Source organism: Rhizobium sp. GW821-FHT14E12, assembly GCF_058803745.1.
Genome location: NZ_JBXAPH010000007.1, coordinates 1 through 14637 on the forward strand (window position 1 = coordinate 1; position 14637 = coordinate 14637).

Sequence of the window (14637 nt, forward strand, 5' to 3'; positions counted from 1 at the left end):
TAGAAATAGGGACAGCGCGTGCGCTGAAGCAGGTTGCCCGCGGTCGTCGCCTTGTTGCGCAATTGGCCGGAGGCACCGGCAAGCAGGGCACGCGACAAAAGGCCGTAGTCGCGGCGTACCCGTTCGTCGGCGGCGAGATCGGTGTTGCGCACGAGCGCGCCGACGCGAAGCCCGCCTTCGGGCGTTGGCTCTATCTTGTCCAGTGCCAGGCCGTTGACATCGATCAGATGCGCTGGCGTCTCGATCTGCAGTTTCATCAGGTCGAGCAGGTTGGTACCGCCAGCGATGAACTTTGCGCGCCTGTTTGAAGCTGCCGCTTTCGCGGCCTGTTCGATGGAGGTAGCGCGCTCGTAGCTAAAGGACTTCATGCCTGCCTCCCTGCAACTTCAGTCATTGCATCAACGATGTTGGAATAGGCGCCGCACCGGCAGATATTGCCGCTCATGCGCTCGCGGATCTCGTCGGGGCTCACCTTGGCTTCCACCGTCAGGTCGCCGCTGACATGGCTCGGCACGTTTTCCTTGATCTCCTCGAGTACCGCGACGGCCGAACAGATCTGGCCGGGTGTGCAGTAACCGCACTGAAAGCCGTCATGCTTGACGAAGGCGGCCTGCATCGGATGGAGGTTGCCGGGTTTGCCCAGCCCCTCGATGGTGATGATGGTGTCGCCTTCATGCATGACGGCAAGCGTCAGGCAGGAATTGATGCGGCGGCCGTCGACGATGACGGTGCAGGCGCCGCACTGGCCGTGATCGCAGCCTTTCTTCGTGCCGTTGAGGTGCAGATGCTCGCGTAGTGCGTCGAGCAATGTCGTCCGCGCGTCGAGCGTGAGTTTCTGGGTTTGTCCGTTGACATTAAATGCGACTGTTGACGTGAAGGAAGGTTCGGAACTTGTCGATTGAGCGCCCGCGATTGACGGGGTAGCCGTCACAGCGACGGAAGCCGCTGTTGCCACGAGGAGGTCTCGCCGGCGTATTTCAAGTGTGCCACGGTTTTGCATGTCATGCTCCCGGTTCTTTGCAGTGATATCTGCTCAGTCAAACTAACCTGAGGCCTGCAACAATGCGGCCTCAGGCCCTCGCGGTTTCCGATTGAAAACCGTCTCGCGTGGTCAATTGGGGGCTACCGACCTGCAGAAACTTGGGAGCATCCTTGTGTGCGATTAGTGTCTAATTCCCGATAGGGCTTATGAGGAGCGCTCATGAATAGCCAGGCGACCAAAAAAATGGCGCTTTTTCAGCGAGTTAAGAAGATGGCATTGCGTGACGATCTATTTTCGCGGGGACTTCAATTATAAGTGACTGTTGCGGTGTCGCCCCGTGGGAACTCAAACGGAAGATACTTGCGGTATCAGTAATGGCGCGCCATTGTCATCGATCAGCCTGAAGACGTCGATCAGATGCTTGCAGCTACGGATAGAGACGTCCTGAAACTGACTTTCATCGATTATCTCCAGGATAGCACGAGAGGCGTGCACTGCCCGCGTGGCGTGATCTTTCGCCGGCAATGGCGCGTTGAAAGACGCTACTACGGCATCGCCAATGTAGTTGACGACAACACCGCCATGATGATCGACTATGGTTGTTACCACCGTAAGAAACTCGTTCAACATGTAGACGAGTTTCGACGCCGGTATCTTCTCAGCCAATCCCGTGAAACCTTCCGTATCAGCGAAGAGTAGAGTGGCTCGGCGCACTTGCGGCGAAAGGTGTCCCTCGCCGAGCAACAATGCTGACCGTCGCATCCGCCTCATAGGTCTCCTGAAAGATGGCAAGCTTCTCGGCTGTCGACCAGCGACGCCGCCGCCCTGGGCCGGACAGCACTTCAATCTTAGGAGGGTGATGTGACTAGTCATAATAGGCACATCAACTCGCTCACTTATTAAGTGGGAGATCCTGTCCGGAAATTTATGGGGCCATTACAGAAAGGTCGTCAGCCAAAGATCATAGATGTCCGGCGTAGTCTAATATCTGACATACCAACTGGGGTGCTTGAGCACTGTCCACTTTGGCTCCTTTTGAGCAGCGCCCCGGTTGACGGATCAGGCGACGTTTTGGCTGCTTCGATTCACTCTCGATAGCGTAAAGCGTCGATCAGCAGGGCGAAGGCCGCCGAAGACTGTCGCCGACTTGGGTAGTAGAGGTGGTAGCCTGGGAAGATCGGGCACCAATCTTCAAGAACGTGGATAAGCCGACCCATCATGATGTGATGCGCGGCCAAATCCTCCGGAACGAATGCCAGGCCAAGGTCACATAAGGCGGCGTTCAAAACCTGTCCGATCGCGTTGAAAATCAACTGGCCTTCCACTCGGACTCTTATCTCCTGTCCATCCTTTTCGAACTCCCAGGCGTAGAGGCCACCGGAACTCGGCAGTCGCATATTGATGCAATTATGCCCGGTCAGATCCCTCGGAGTTTGCGGCTTTGCGCGATTTTCGAAGTAGATGGGGGTGGCGACGACCGACATTCGCATGTCGGGCGCGATACGAACCGCGATCATATCCTTTTCGATCGATTCCCCAAGCCGTATTCCCGCGTCACAGCGCTCCGCAACGATGTTCGTCAGTCCATGGTCGATGACCGTCTCGACGCGAATATCCGGATACTCAGGCATGAGCTTCTGAAGAACAGGCCGAAGCAGCGTATCGGCGGCGTGCTCGGATGTGACGATACGAAGGCTGCCCGACGGCTTGTCCCTGAGCTCGCTGAGGCTGTGCAGCGCCGTTTCCATCTGTTCGAAGTGCGGACCAATCGAGCGCAGCAGTCGGTCGCCAGCTTCGGTCGGCGAGACGCTTCGCGTCGTTCTCGTCAGCAGCCGGAGTCCAAGCCGCTCTTCAAGTGCTCGGATCGTGTGACTGAGAGCAGATTGCGAGACGCCCAGCCCGGCGGCTGCCCGCGTAAAGCTCCGCTCTCGAGCAACGGCGGCGAAAGCAAAAAGGTCATTGAGATTTTCGCGCAGCATTCATGAACTTTCCTCATAAGGTCATTCACGTTTTAGCATCTTATTGAATGAAAGCGCATCTGGTATCTGTTCAAATAGAGGCTCGGATTGGTAACTTTGTCGAGATTTGCGCACGCGATGCGGGTATCCATTCGTCTTCCCGGAGACCGACTTTCCTTCGTTTGCTGATAGAATGGCATTGACAGCCTCACCGACGACCGACCGGAAGGACTGACATGAGACTCTTTGCAGCAATGGCCGTCTGGGTCTGTGCTCTTACCGCCGCCCATGGCGCAAGCATCAACGCGGGTGGCCGTGAAGCATCCCCAACCAAGCCTTTTGTGGCGCGCGCGATTGCAAGTTTTGATACGCCGTGGGCAATCGCGTTCCTGCCGGATGGCCGTATGCTGATCACGGAAAAGCCCGGAAGGGTCTTCCTCGTGACGCAAGGCGGTCGGAAGACTGCGGTCAGAAACGTGCCGGCCGTTGCTGCATCCGGGCAGAACGGTCTCCTCGATATTGCAATTGCGCCCGCCTTCGGGACAAACCGCCAAGTCTATTTTACCTATGTGGAGCCGGGCGAGGGCGGCGGCAGTTTGGCGCTCGCGCGCGCAACGCTTGGCATATCGGGCGCGACGGCATCGCTGGAAAACCTTGAGATTATCTGGCGCCAAACTCCGAAGGGAGGAGGTGGACAGCCTGGCGGCATTATCGCCTTCGATCCCTCGGGTTCACATCTGTTTCTGACGGTGGGGGACCGGATGCGTCCGGATAGCGCCCAGGACCCAGATCAGGCGCGCGGAAAGGTTCTCCGTCTCAATCTCGACGGTTCCACGCCGAGCGATAATCCGATGGCGGGTGAAGGGGGCGTCCGTGCCCAGACTTGGACGACCGGGCATCGCAATCCCTATGGTCTGGCCTTCGCGCCGGACGGCCAATTATGGCTGGACGAAATGGGCCCGCGAGGCGGCGATGAACTCAATCTCATCAAGACCGGCCGCAATTACGGATGGCCTCTCGTCTCGAACGGCGATAACTACAACGGCACACCTATTCCCCGCCATTCGACAAGGCCGGACCTTGAAGCGCCCGTTCTCTACTGGACCCCGGTCATAGCGCCTGCCGGTTTGGCCTTCTACAATAGCGAGATGTTCTCGAATTGGCGCGGATCGGCATTTATCGGCGGCCTCGCATCGACGGCGCTGGTTCGGGTCGCCTTCGATGGCAAGGGCGGCGCGGATGAAGCAGAACGTTGGGACATGGGCGCAAGAATACGCGACGTTGCGGTAGCTCCCGATGGAACGCTCTGGCTGATCGAGGACGACAATCCCGGCAGGTTGCTCCGTCTGACGCCTGGCAACAGCTGACGCGGCGATCGCTTTTCTGGCAACCGCGCGCCAGCGTTAGACAGATTATCCTGTCCTGCTGGCACAGCGTTCCCGCCTCCGGTCGTCGGTGTGGCAATTGTGGATACACTCCCAAAGTGAGCCCCTATCGTTGCTACTTACAATCGCCTCGTTACTAAATTTGGGCGTCTTTGATGAACTAGCTTCATAGGGCTTATCGCCAGCACGCAACTAATAAAAGGCGGATAAGTATACTACACTTCAAGCGGGTAGCGTGCTGGTCGTCCGCAACGACGTTGAACATTGCGGGCTCAGCGTGCGAATTTCTTCTGTTGGCATGATCTCGATCATACGCGCCTACGCGCATCATAGAGCGTCGGCCGAACTGACTGGTAAGACCCACCATCGCATGAACGATAGGGTCCCTTCGAAATGACGGAGTTAACATGCGTCCAAAAATTATCTGCCATATGGTGAGCTCCATCGACGGGCGCCTGGTCTCTAGTCGATGGACCAGGCCTGCTCGCGGAATCGATGCGGATCAGCTTTGGCAATACTATGAAGACGTCGCTGCGCGTTTTGCCTCCGATGGGTGGATGGTCGGTCGCAAGACCATGGAGGGTTACGCAAAGGGACATGCAAGAGCCTCCCGCCCGGTTGAGGGCGACTTGAGGAGGACATTCATAGCCGATCGGAAGGGACGGAATGTCGCCGTCGTTTTCGATCCCCATGGCAAATTGCATTACGAGCAGGACAATGCTGGCGGGGATCACATCGTTGCTGTTCTCAGCGAAAGGGTGCCTGATGACTACCTCGCCGAACTACGCGAGGTAGGTATTTCCTACCTGTTCGCGGGGCCTGAAGGACATGATCTTGTCCGTGCCATGGATGTGTTGGGGGATAGCTTCAGCGTCAAGACCCTTCTGCTGGAAGGCGGGGGTCGAATCAACGGCGCTTTTCTCAAAGCCGGATTGATCGACGAGATAAGCTTGCTTGTCTTTCCCGGTATTGATGGCCTTGCCGGCAGTCCAAGCATTTTCGGATATGTCGGAGAGCCGGATGAGCGGCCAGCATTCGGCCGATCGCTTCGCCATATAGCCACCGAAACTCTCGAAGGGGGCGTGGTCTGGCTCCGATACCAAATCGAGGTAAGCCCAGAAGCATGACGGCGCTGTCGCGCATTGATAACCAACAAACCGATCGAAGGAACTGTGTGAACATGAGGATACTCGCAGCAACCGCTATCACTTTTTCGCTTTTCGTCTCAGTGGCCTCCGCCCAACAAGAGCAAGTCATAACCGTCACGCCGATCGGCTCGCGGCCGTCTGCGACTGGACCAGCCGAGAATTTTACGGGAGCCGTGCGCGTCGACTCGCGTTTCCAAGCCAGCGAGCCGGGACGCGTCGGTGGAGGTATTGTCACGTTCGAGCCAAGTGCTCGTACTGCTTGGCATACCCATCCCCTTGGCCAGACATTGATCGTTACCGCCGGATCCGGCCTGGTTCAGAACTGGGATGGTCCGATCCAGGAGATCAAGCCAGGCGATGTCGTTTGGATTCCAGCAGGTGTCAAGCACTGGCACGGCGCGGCCGCGACCACCGGCATGACGCATATCGCCATCGCGGAAACTCTTGATGCGAGTGCTGTCACATGGATGGAGCACGTCACGGCCGAACAATATAAGAGATAATGCCTACCTTGTGAAAAAGCATCCAAAGGATGACCGGCTGATTTGGCATTTACGCCATTGAAATAGAAGAAGATTTGTCGGCATAAGGGGTGGTCGCAACCGGCATTACCCATGACCCGGTTGATGTTCTGATTTTCCGATCAATTTCAAATTGTTGAAGTGAATAGCGAGGGGCAGTATTCGGAGCTGGGTTATAACTATCGCGTTTCTTAGATACGCGATAGTGACACTTAGGTTGAAATCTTGGAAAAGACGTTGTAACTTTCACGTATCTGACATGCGCGAAAGTTACAGGTATGCCCCTCCATCTCGTCGGCGAAAACATCGATAAAACCCGCGGTCACCGACAAGCGGCGGCAGGCAAGCTCGTCCAGCTGATGCGCGGTATCTATGTCGATGCCGACGACAATATAGACCACACGGTGCGTACCCATGCGGTGCGCATCGCTAAATATCTCTATCCAAACGCCTACCTGTCGGCCGCCAGCGCCGTGTTGCTCGGCCCGATGCGCGATGGCCGCTTGTTCCTGACCGGTCGCCGTGTGCAACGGCAGCGCATCAGGACGCTCGAAATCATTCAGAACAAAGCGCCTGACTACCCTTCCATCGCGCAGGCGGTGGTCGGCGATGACATGGGCGAGTTACGGGTGGACGTGTCCTCGATGCGGCAGCGTTTTCTGGAAGCTTTCCGTATCCGTAGCGAACATGCCGCCTCGTTTGACGAAAGGATGAAAGAGGGAATTGCTGCGCGCCTGATCCAAGAATACGGCAATCCGGACAGCGCCGCCGATGCGGTGTTCAAGCTCGCCCGTGACAATGACTGGCTGGATGAAGGGCGCGCCGCAGAGCGCTTCCTCAAACGGAACCCAGCGGCAGCCATGATCGTCACCAACCAGGCCGCACTCGACCTAATCGTGGCCTGGCACGGAGTGCAGGTCGGCAACCTGATGCATGATGGCTTCGAATGGCGATGGCATGGAACCGATCCGGACGGTCCGCCGCTTGTGCGCCAGACCACGCCCGGCAGACTGCCGCCTTTCATTGAATCGCTGCTGCCGGAAGGCTGGCTGGGTCGGGTGCTGAACAACCCGGACGAACGGGCAGCGCTGCGCACGGGCAAGCGGTACATGTCAAACATCTCGATCGTGGAGCGGGCAAGCGAGCTGGCGGACCTACCGGCCGATATCCTGCTGACACGGCTGAACGACTTCACGACGGATTACATGTTCACGGGGATCTATGCTGGCCCCGGTCGCGGTGATATCCAGGATACGTTCGAACAGAATCTGGCGCGGATATTCGCGACTGGCGCGACACCACGCCTCTCGGGCGTGCAGATCAAGGCGCCGATGTTCCTCGGTGCCGACGGCACGCTGATGCCGAGCACGAGCAAGCCGTTCACGCATATTCTGAAGCCCGCCGGTACGTCGGGATTCGAGGCGCTACCCGCGATCGAATGGCAATCCATGGAACTTGGCCGCGCGGCCGGATTCACCGTGCCGGCAATTGCACTCGTTGCTATGCCGGATGGTATGCCGGCGGCCCTTGCGGTCGAGCGGTTCGACATTCGCGTCAGACTTGATGACATGCGACGTCTCGCGCTTGAGGACATGACTTCAGTCCTTGGCGTGCGGGCGGAAGACAAATACACAGGCACCATGGAGCGGATCGCCGGCGCCCTGCGCCCGCTCTCTACTCATGCGGACGAAGACCTGTTGCTGCTCTTGCGACGGGCACTGTTCGCGTGGTTGATCGCGGATGGCGACATGCACCTCAAGAACATGGCCGTGTTGAAAATCGCGGAGCCAGGAAGGGGGGATTTCAGTTCGGTCCGCATGGCACCGCTCTACGACGCGGTGACGACGCGGGTGTTTCCGAGCCTGCTGCATGATCGCATGGCGCTCAAAATCAGCGGCAAGGACGAACGGCTGAAGAGAGCGGATTTCAGGCGTTTCGCGGCGACGGCTGGTATTCCGGCGATGGCGGCGGATATGGCCATGGATGAACTGTTAGCAGCGTTGGCGCACGGGCTGGATCATTTGGTACTGCCCGCGCCGCTGACCGATGGTTCGGTTGGCTCGGAACGGGCGGCGCAGATGCGGGTGATTGTCCGTGAACGCCTGGATACTTTTGAATAGCGTCGAGCTATTGCGACTGAAGAATCTACGATTCTTTGTTTCTATCGACATGTCGCATTTGAAAATACAACGTACATTCTACAGCAGTTGATTCCGACCCACCCAGCCCTCATTCGGCCGGGCCCGCATCATGAAGCTGGAATTATTTGGTGCAGGTGAAATTCACAGCCTCCGCCTCATCTACAGTCTTCTTTGCTTCCTCCGGTAGAAGGATCCGATCGCGTACATTCGCGTTTGCGATTGCCCGCACCCTTCCGACATATGCAGCGTGGCTGCCATAACGCTCGCAAAGCTGAGCCTGCGTGAAGTCAACATGGTTTCCGGACGGGCCGCAGAACCATTTGCCGTGACCGATTCCGGCATTCGTGGCGATCGGAGCATCCTGTGCCGCGGTACGAATACCGCCCAGTATCTGGCCATGAGCGTCGCGCACATATTGTGGTGGGTTCTGGTCATCGACGACGAACCGCGGGGCCGTTGCCGGTGCGGCACCGCCGGAAATCCATGCATTCAGGGACTTGAGCGCCGCTTTCAAGATGTCGCCATTCGGCACGCGGCTGTAGATCGGAGACGGTGTGCAAGGCCCATTGTTGTTGGTGATTTCAGATAGGCTGAGTGCGCTTCCGTCCACCGCACGAAAAGCCGCGTCGCGCTTGATGAACGGGTCTACGTAATGCTGGACCTCATCCAGAGAAAAATGCGAAGCGCCGTTGATCTCCCACCAGCGTTGATGATCCGTATCGTCCTGTGGAGCGTGGCCCATAAGAGCTGTAAATATTTCGGTCCCGATAGCGATCGATTTCGCATCTATATCAGTGCGCAGCAGCCCAGTGCGATCGTAAAACAAAAAACCGTCATATACATGGTGCAGCGGTTGTATGCTGTTGTAATAGGTTGATACCTTCAGCGTTGACTGCGATTCAGATGCAGCGACGAGCCTTTTGACCTGCAGTCCGCCCATCAATTCCCGATTGCTTGCCGCGGCTAACCGGCCCACCTGAGAAAATATGTCCCAGGCCAGAACATCGCCGCCGACTGCCATGATCAAGGGGTTGGCAGGATCGACTGCGCTGCCGTCAGCTGGGTCGATGTTGGAAGCCGCAACGCTGAGTGCATTGTAGCGCTCCGGGTTCCACTTCTTCATCGCCGCAATGCCGTTGCGCTGCGCGCTTACGCCGATCCAGGCGTACCCTTCCCTGACAAGCAACTCGCGGGTCGCGCCGAACACGAAGTCGACGTCCTGGTCGAGCGTAACGTTCAGCCACTCTACGACGACAGTGCCGTTGAAACGGGCCGGATCGGTCGGTCGCCGGACAAGCACACGTGTCACATAAGGGTTGCCGGAATCGATCTGTTGTGCATTACGCATCGGATCCGAAATCCGATAGCGACTTGCTTCGCCCTTGATGAAGTATTCGTTCTCCACGTAGCCGCTCGCCTGGAGTGGCATCACCGTCGCACTCATCGGTGTTCCTACAGCAGGTACTTCCACGACGGTGGCGCGAATAGCCTCGCTGCCGGTGTCCCCATTTGTAGCAGCATTGGCTGCGCCGGTGCTGGCAGCGATGGTTGCGCTGACCAGTACAGTCATTGTCCTGCGCAGAAGCCGGGCGAATAAGCCGTGCGGCAGCTCCGAAGTTCGGTCTATCGTCATAAGTTTCATAGCGAATCCTAATAGTTCTGATGCTTGGCCTGGATGCGCGAACGCTGTTGGTGGCACGCTGTCAATGACTTGTTGCCTCGACTACGGAGGCTTTTCCCGGTGTCATATGACGGTAGAGCAGGGCGAAAACGACGAGTCCGGAGGACGTCAGAATGAACCCCGCCCAGATCGGCGATACGAAGCCGTATCCCGCATGGATTGTTGTACCGCCTACTGCGGCGCCGATGGCGTTCGCTACATTGAACGATGCCATATTCAAAGCGCCCATGAGGGTTGGCGCCTCTGGGGCCATTTTCATCATCTGAAGCGGAATTGACGGAGCCGCAACCATCATCGTAAAGCCCATTCCCGTCAACGTGGCGAGGAGAACGAGTGGCACGTGGGCGAAAGTTCCCATCAGTGCCAGGAAGACAAGCGTTGCGATGAAACCGAGCACCATCCCCCGGAAAGCGTAGAGATCTGCGAGCCGGCCGCCTAGAACGTTTCCGAGCGCCATACCAATCCCGATAAGGCTGAGCGCAAAAGGGGTCACGGTTGGCGACATGCCGGCCACTTCGGTAACGAGCGGTCCCACGAAGGTATACACGGAAAAAACGCTTGCCACGGTCAGAGCCGATACCAGCATCATGCCCCAGACATTCCCGCGCCGCAGTGCCGATAGTTCCTGCCGGATCGAGCCGCCGTTGAAATCATCACTATCGGGCAGCCAAGACAAAAGCGCGAGAACGGACAGGACACTTAGCGCGCTGATGGTGCCATAGGCTATCCGCCAGCCGAACAGCTGCCCGATCAGCGTGCCGATGGGCGCGCCTATAATCGTTGAAATCGTGATGCCAGACATAATCAGGGCCACCGCGCGTCCGCCTTGTTTGGCGCCGACGATCTGGGTAGCAACGACCGCTGCCGCTCCGAAGTAGGCACCTTGAGGAAGTCCACTGAGGAAGCGCCCGGCGATCAGCATGCCCAGATTGGCCGCGAGAGCGGAGAACAGATTTGCAAGGAGAGCCAGGGCCATCAGGGCGAGCAACAAGCTGCGCTTGTTTAGTTTTGCCGCTACGACGGTCAGGAGAGGGGCGCCGATCACGACGCCAAGCGCGTAGGCGGTGATACCGTTGGTTGCCTGCGGTACAGTGAGCTTGAGATCGTCGGCGAAAAGGGGCATCAAACCCATGCTTGCGAACTCGGAGGTCGAGATCACGAAACTTCCCAAAGCCAGGGCGAAAAGCGAGAGACGCTGATGACGCCGATCGTTCGTTTGAGATTTGGTCACATTATGTTCCTTTGGGAGATCGGCGATGTACCCGAACGGTGAGAGCGGTTCGGAAGGGTCGCTGCGGAGCCCTGGAGACGGACGGCTGGGAATAGGCTCCCGGTGGCTGATGATGCTATTTATTTTGCGGGGTGCCCGTGGGTTTCCGTATCCGGTCCTCCACGCCTTCCGGTGTCCGATGCTGAGATGGCCAGGATTTTGTCGGGAGTAACGAGGCCTTACGCTAATCGGCACATTCCACTAAAACGTGTCGTCTGCCCGAACGTTTCATATTGGAATCCGCATGCCCTTATATCGGAGTAGCCTAAGTCGCGCGCCACGGAGGCAGTAGAGGGGAGTTGGAGGTCTCGTACGACCGCATCCGGTCACTCAGGCAACCGCGCCCGAGTGTGGGGACATAGAGCACTCTTCCCCGACTCCCGCTTCTCACCCGCTTGCCTCAGGCTTGAGCTACTTCGAGCGAGGCCATGTCGATCACGAAGCGGTAGCGGACGTCCGCCCGCTCCATGCGCACAAAGGCCTCATTCACCTCATCCATGCGGATCATCTCGACTTCCGGCAGGATGTTTTTGCGGCCGCAGAAGTCGAGCAACTCCTGCGTCAGCGGCAAGCCGCCCACGAGCGATCCGGCGATACGCTTGCGGCCGAAGATCATCGGCGGCGACATTACCTGGTCGAATGGGCCAATATGGCCAACGACCACGAAGGTGCCGTCCGTGTCGAGCAGCGGAATATATGGGTTGAGATCGTGCTTCACCGGAATCGTATCGATAATGAGATCGAAGGCCTCGGCCTTGGCCTGCATCGCCTTCTCGTCGGTCGAGACCAGGAAGGCGTTGGCGCCGAGGGCTTGAGCGTCCGCCTCCTTCGCCAGACTGCGTGAAATCATCGTCACGTGCGCGCCAAGGCCAACCGCGAGCTTGATAGCCATGTGGCCGAGGCCGCCCATACCAACCACACCGACGCGCGATCCCGGCCCGACATTCCATTCGCGCAACGGTACATAGGTGGTGATGCCCGCGCAAAGCAGCGGCGCCGCTTTCGATAGGTCGAGGTTCTCCGGCACGGTAAAGGCGAACTCCTCGCGCACGACTAGGTGCTTGGAGAAGCCCCCGTAGTTCATGGTGTTGTCGATCCGGTCGGGCGAACCGTAGGTCATCGTCATGCCTTTACGGCAAAACATTTCAAGACCTTTGTGGCAATTATCGCAGTGCCGGCAACTGTCGACCATGGTGCCGACAGCAACAGGGTCGCCTGTCTTAAACTTCGTCACCTCGGGGCCGACAGCGACGACACGACCGATGATCTCGTGCCCAGGAACGGCCGGGTATGACATCATGCCGAAATCATTGCGCGCCATGTGCAGATCGCTGTGGCAGACGCCGCAATAGAGAATTTCCAGCGCCACATCGTTGGGTCGCAGATCGCGACGCTCGAAGGCGTAAGGCTGCAGTGGCGTTTCGGCGCTTTGCGCCGCATATCCAAGCGTCTTCATGTTTTCTCCAGAAGTTGGCCGCCCGTAAGCGCAACGTCGACGAAGGTCGAGGGCGGTCGGCACAGCATCTCAACATAAAAAGTAGCCCTTTCTATTCCTCAGTCTATGGGCTAAATATCGAAGGGGTCTATCGCTAGGAGATATAAATGAGGCGAGACGAACTCGGAGATTTGATGGTGTTTCTGGCGGTGACCGAGGAACGAAGCTTTACGCGTGCCTCCGCCCGCCTCGCGACATCGCAAAGTTCGCTGAGTGCTGTTGTGCGCCGATTGGAAGAACGGCTGGATTTGCGGCTGCTGACGCGGACCACGCGGTCGGTCACTCCGACCGAGGCCGGACAGCAGCTTGCCGATACTCTGCGAATCGCCTTCGACGATATCGAGGCAAGGCTCGCAAGTCTGGACGAGATGCGCTGCCGCCCCGCCGGAAACATCCGCATCACAGCCAGCAAAACCATTGCCCAGAATGTGCTGATGCCCGCAGCCGACCGATTGATGGCCGAGCACCCTCATGTACATGTCGAGATTAGCGTCGACGTGCGGCTCGTCGATATCGTCAAGGAAGGCTATGACGCCGGCGTCCGCCTGGGCGAGCAGATCGACAAGGACATGATCGCCGTGCGGATCAGCCCCGACATGCCGATGATCGTCGCTGCTGCGCCGGGCTACTTCCAAGACAGGGAGATCCCTAGGAGCGTGCAGGATCTCACCCAGCACGCATGCATCAATTTGCGGTTGCCGACGCTCGGCGGCCTTTATGCGTGGGAGTTCGAGAGGGACGGTCGCACGGTCAATGTCCGGGTCGACGGGCAATTCATCTGCAATGACGCGGACATCGCCATCGATGCGGCGCTACGCGGCCGCGGACTCGTATGTTTACCTAGCGATCATCTCGAGGCGCATGTTCGGGAAGGACGGCTCGTTCAGGTGTTGGCGGATTGGTGCCCAGCATTCCCAGGCTATCACCTTTACTACCCCAGCCACCGCCAGGTTTCGCCGGCCTTTCGCCTGTTTGTCGACAGCCTCCGATTTCGCGGCTGAGGCTTACCGCTCATTTTCCCTCCGGCGTCCCCTGGATTTCCGGGTCGGGGCCGCCGCGCCGGCCAGTATCGAGCGCTGAGATCGCCGCCACTTCGTCCTGGGAAAGTGCGAAGTTGAAGATGTCGGCGTTCTCACGGATGCGATCCGCCTGGACCGATTTCGGGATGATAGAATGACCGAGCTCGATCTGCCAGCGCAGGATGATCTGCGCCGAGGTCTTGGCGTATTTGGACGCAAGACCGGTCACCACAGGATCGCTCAACGGGTCCTTTTTCTGCTCGCCCGGCCAGTAGCGCTGAATCCCGCCAATCGGCGACCAGGCCTGGGTGACGATACCGAGCCGCTTGTGGGCCTCGTCGTGGTCCGGTTGGGCGAAGTAGGGATGCAGTTCGATCTGGTTGACGGCTGGAACCACTTCGCTGCGCGAGATAAGCATGTCGAGATGCGCCGGCTTGAAATTGCACACGCCGATCGCGCGCACCCTCCCTTCGCGCAGCAGGCGTTGGCAAATGTTCCAGCTAGTGATGGTATTGTCGAAGTCACGTGCCACGGGCCAGTGCAGCAGATAGAGGTCGAGCACGTCGAAGCCAAGCTTCGACATTGAGGTGTCGAAGGCCCGTAGCGCTGCATCATGGCCATAGTCCACGGGACGCAGCTTGGTGGTGACGAAGATCTTGAACCGGTCGACGGCGCTTTCGCGGATGCCTTGACCGACCTCGGCTTCGTTCTGATATCCTGACGCGGTATCGATCAGACCATAGCCCTCGGCAATCGCTGTCTTTACCGCACTCGCGGTCTCCTCTTTGGCGGACTGGAACACGCCGAGCCCGAGCATCGGCATCGTCACGCCGTTGTTCAGCGTGAGAATAGGTCCTTTCATGGGATTCTCCTTCAAATCACCGCCGTACATGGCATCTGGCCAGCATGGTTAGGGCCGGTTTGTGAGATTAGGGCGTAACGAAAGTTACGATTAGCTGCTGAATTCCGAATGAGCTTATATCTTTGCGATATAAGCTCATTCCATACGGCGGACCCCTCGTCTTGCCATTCGCTCG

General features: G+C 58.1%; 13 protein-coding genes and 1 pseudogene. 5 read left to right on the forward strand and 9 right to left on the reverse strand.

The window, feature by feature from the left end:
* From AC1RO0_RS22625 to AC1RO0_RS22645, 5 genes and pseudogenes are all read right to left on the reverse strand, one after another.
* Positions 1 to 368, reverse strand: a 368-nt coding sequence (locus AC1RO0_RS22625) for an FAD binding domain-containing protein (protein ID WP_498595009.1), incomplete at its 3' end; no start/stop codon positions are given.
* Positions 365 to 1000, reverse strand: coding sequence for an aldehyde dehydrogenase iron-sulfur subunit PaoA (gene paoA / locus AC1RO0_RS22630; protein WP_047639373.1), 636 nt, complete (start codon positions 998 to 1000; stop codon positions 365 to 367). The genes paoA and AC1RO0_RS22625, both read right to left, overlap by 4 nt.
* 327 nt (positions 1001 to 1327) lie before the next feature.
* On the reverse strand, positions 1328 to 1753 hold the full coding sequence (locus tag AC1RO0_RS22635) for an adenylate/guanylate cyclase domain-containing protein (RefSeq protein WP_498595010.1): 426 nt from the start codon (positions 1751 to 1753) through the stop codon (positions 1328 to 1330).
* Positions 1716 to 1829, reverse strand: a pseudogene (locus AC1RO0_RS22640) (transposase); the annotation flags it as partial. The gene AC1RO0_RS22635 and the pseudogene AC1RO0_RS22640, both read right to left, overlap by 38 nt.
* A gap of 238 nt (positions 1830 to 2067) precedes the next feature.
* Positions 2068 to 2961: a LysR family transcriptional regulator gene (locus AC1RO0_RS22645; protein ID WP_047639371.1), complete on the reverse strand. Its 894-nt coding sequence runs from the start codon at positions 2959 to 2961 to the stop codon at positions 2068 to 2070.
* A 215-nt stretch (positions 2962 to 3176) separates the two neighbouring features.
* Here AC1RO0_RS22645 and AC1RO0_RS22650 point away from each other — a divergent pair, with 215 nt between their 5' ends.
* The 4 genes from AC1RO0_RS22650 (at position 3177) to AC1RO0_RS22665 (ending at position 8114) form a co-directional block, all read left to right on the forward strand.
* Positions 3177 to 4307: a PQQ-dependent sugar dehydrogenase gene (locus AC1RO0_RS22650; protein ID WP_052224237.1), complete on the forward strand. Its 1131-nt coding sequence runs from the start codon at positions 3177 to 3179 to the stop codon at positions 4305 to 4307.
* A gap of 425 nt (positions 4308 to 4732) precedes the next feature.
* Positions 4733 to 5452, forward strand: a complete 720-nt coding sequence (locus AC1RO0_RS22655; protein WP_081999571.1) for a RibD family protein — start codon at positions 4733 to 4735, stop codon at positions 5450 to 5452.
* A gap of 53 nt (positions 5453 to 5505) precedes the next feature.
* Positions 5506 to 5976 carry a (R)-mandelonitrile lyase gene (locus AC1RO0_RS22660; RefSeq protein ID WP_498595102.1) on the forward strand — a complete coding sequence of 157 codons (471 nt, stop codon included), beginning with the start codon at positions 5506 to 5508 and terminating at the stop codon, positions 5974 to 5976.
* A 296-nt stretch (positions 5977 to 6272) separates the two neighbouring features.
* Positions 6273 to 8114: a type II toxin-antitoxin system HipA family toxin gene (locus AC1RO0_RS22665; RefSeq protein ID WP_498595011.1), complete on the forward strand. Its 1842-nt coding sequence runs from the start codon at positions 6273 to 6275 to the stop codon at positions 8112 to 8114.
* Between the two features lie 142 nt (positions 8115 to 8256).
* Here the strand turns inward: AC1RO0_RS22665 and AC1RO0_RS22670 are convergent, their stop codons facing one another.
* The 3 genes from AC1RO0_RS22670 to AC1RO0_RS22680 all read right to left on the reverse strand — a co-directional run bounded on the left by AC1RO0_RS22670 (position 8257) and on the right by AC1RO0_RS22680 (position 12542).
* Entirely contained in the window at positions 8257 to 9777 is a 1521-nt protein-coding gene (locus AC1RO0_RS22670) for an alpha/beta hydrolase domain-containing protein (protein WP_156151509.1), read from the reverse strand.
* A 61-nt stretch (positions 9778 to 9838) separates the two neighbouring features.
* Positions 9839 to 11047 (reverse strand): MFS transporter, encoded by a 1209-nt coding sequence (locus tag AC1RO0_RS22675; RefSeq protein WP_498595012.1) that lies wholly within the window; start codon positions 11045 to 11047, stop codon positions 9839 to 9841.
* A 439-nt stretch (positions 11048 to 11486) separates the two neighbouring features.
* Complete coding sequence (locus AC1RO0_RS22680) at positions 11487 to 12542, reverse strand: NAD(P)-dependent alcohol dehydrogenase (protein WP_047639366.1); 1056 nt, start codon at positions 12540 to 12542, stop codon at positions 11487 to 11489.
* A 146-nt stretch (positions 12543 to 12688) separates the two neighbouring features.
* Between AC1RO0_RS22680 and AC1RO0_RS22685 the strand changes: the two genes are divergently transcribed.
* On the forward strand, positions 12689 to 13582 hold the full coding sequence (locus AC1RO0_RS22685; RefSeq protein WP_047639365.1) for a LysR family transcriptional regulator: 894 nt from the start codon (positions 12689 to 12691) through the stop codon (positions 13580 to 13582).
* A 10-nt stretch (positions 13583 to 13592) separates the two neighbouring features.
* Here AC1RO0_RS22685 and AC1RO0_RS22690 read toward each other — a convergent pair whose 3' ends face one another.
* Positions 13593 to 14462 carry an aldo/keto reductase gene (locus AC1RO0_RS22690; protein ID WP_047639474.1) on the reverse strand — a complete coding sequence of 290 codons (870 nt, stop codon included), beginning with the start codon at positions 14460 to 14462 and terminating at the stop codon, positions 13593 to 13595.
* Between the last annotated feature and the right edge of the window lie 175 nt (positions 14463 to 14637).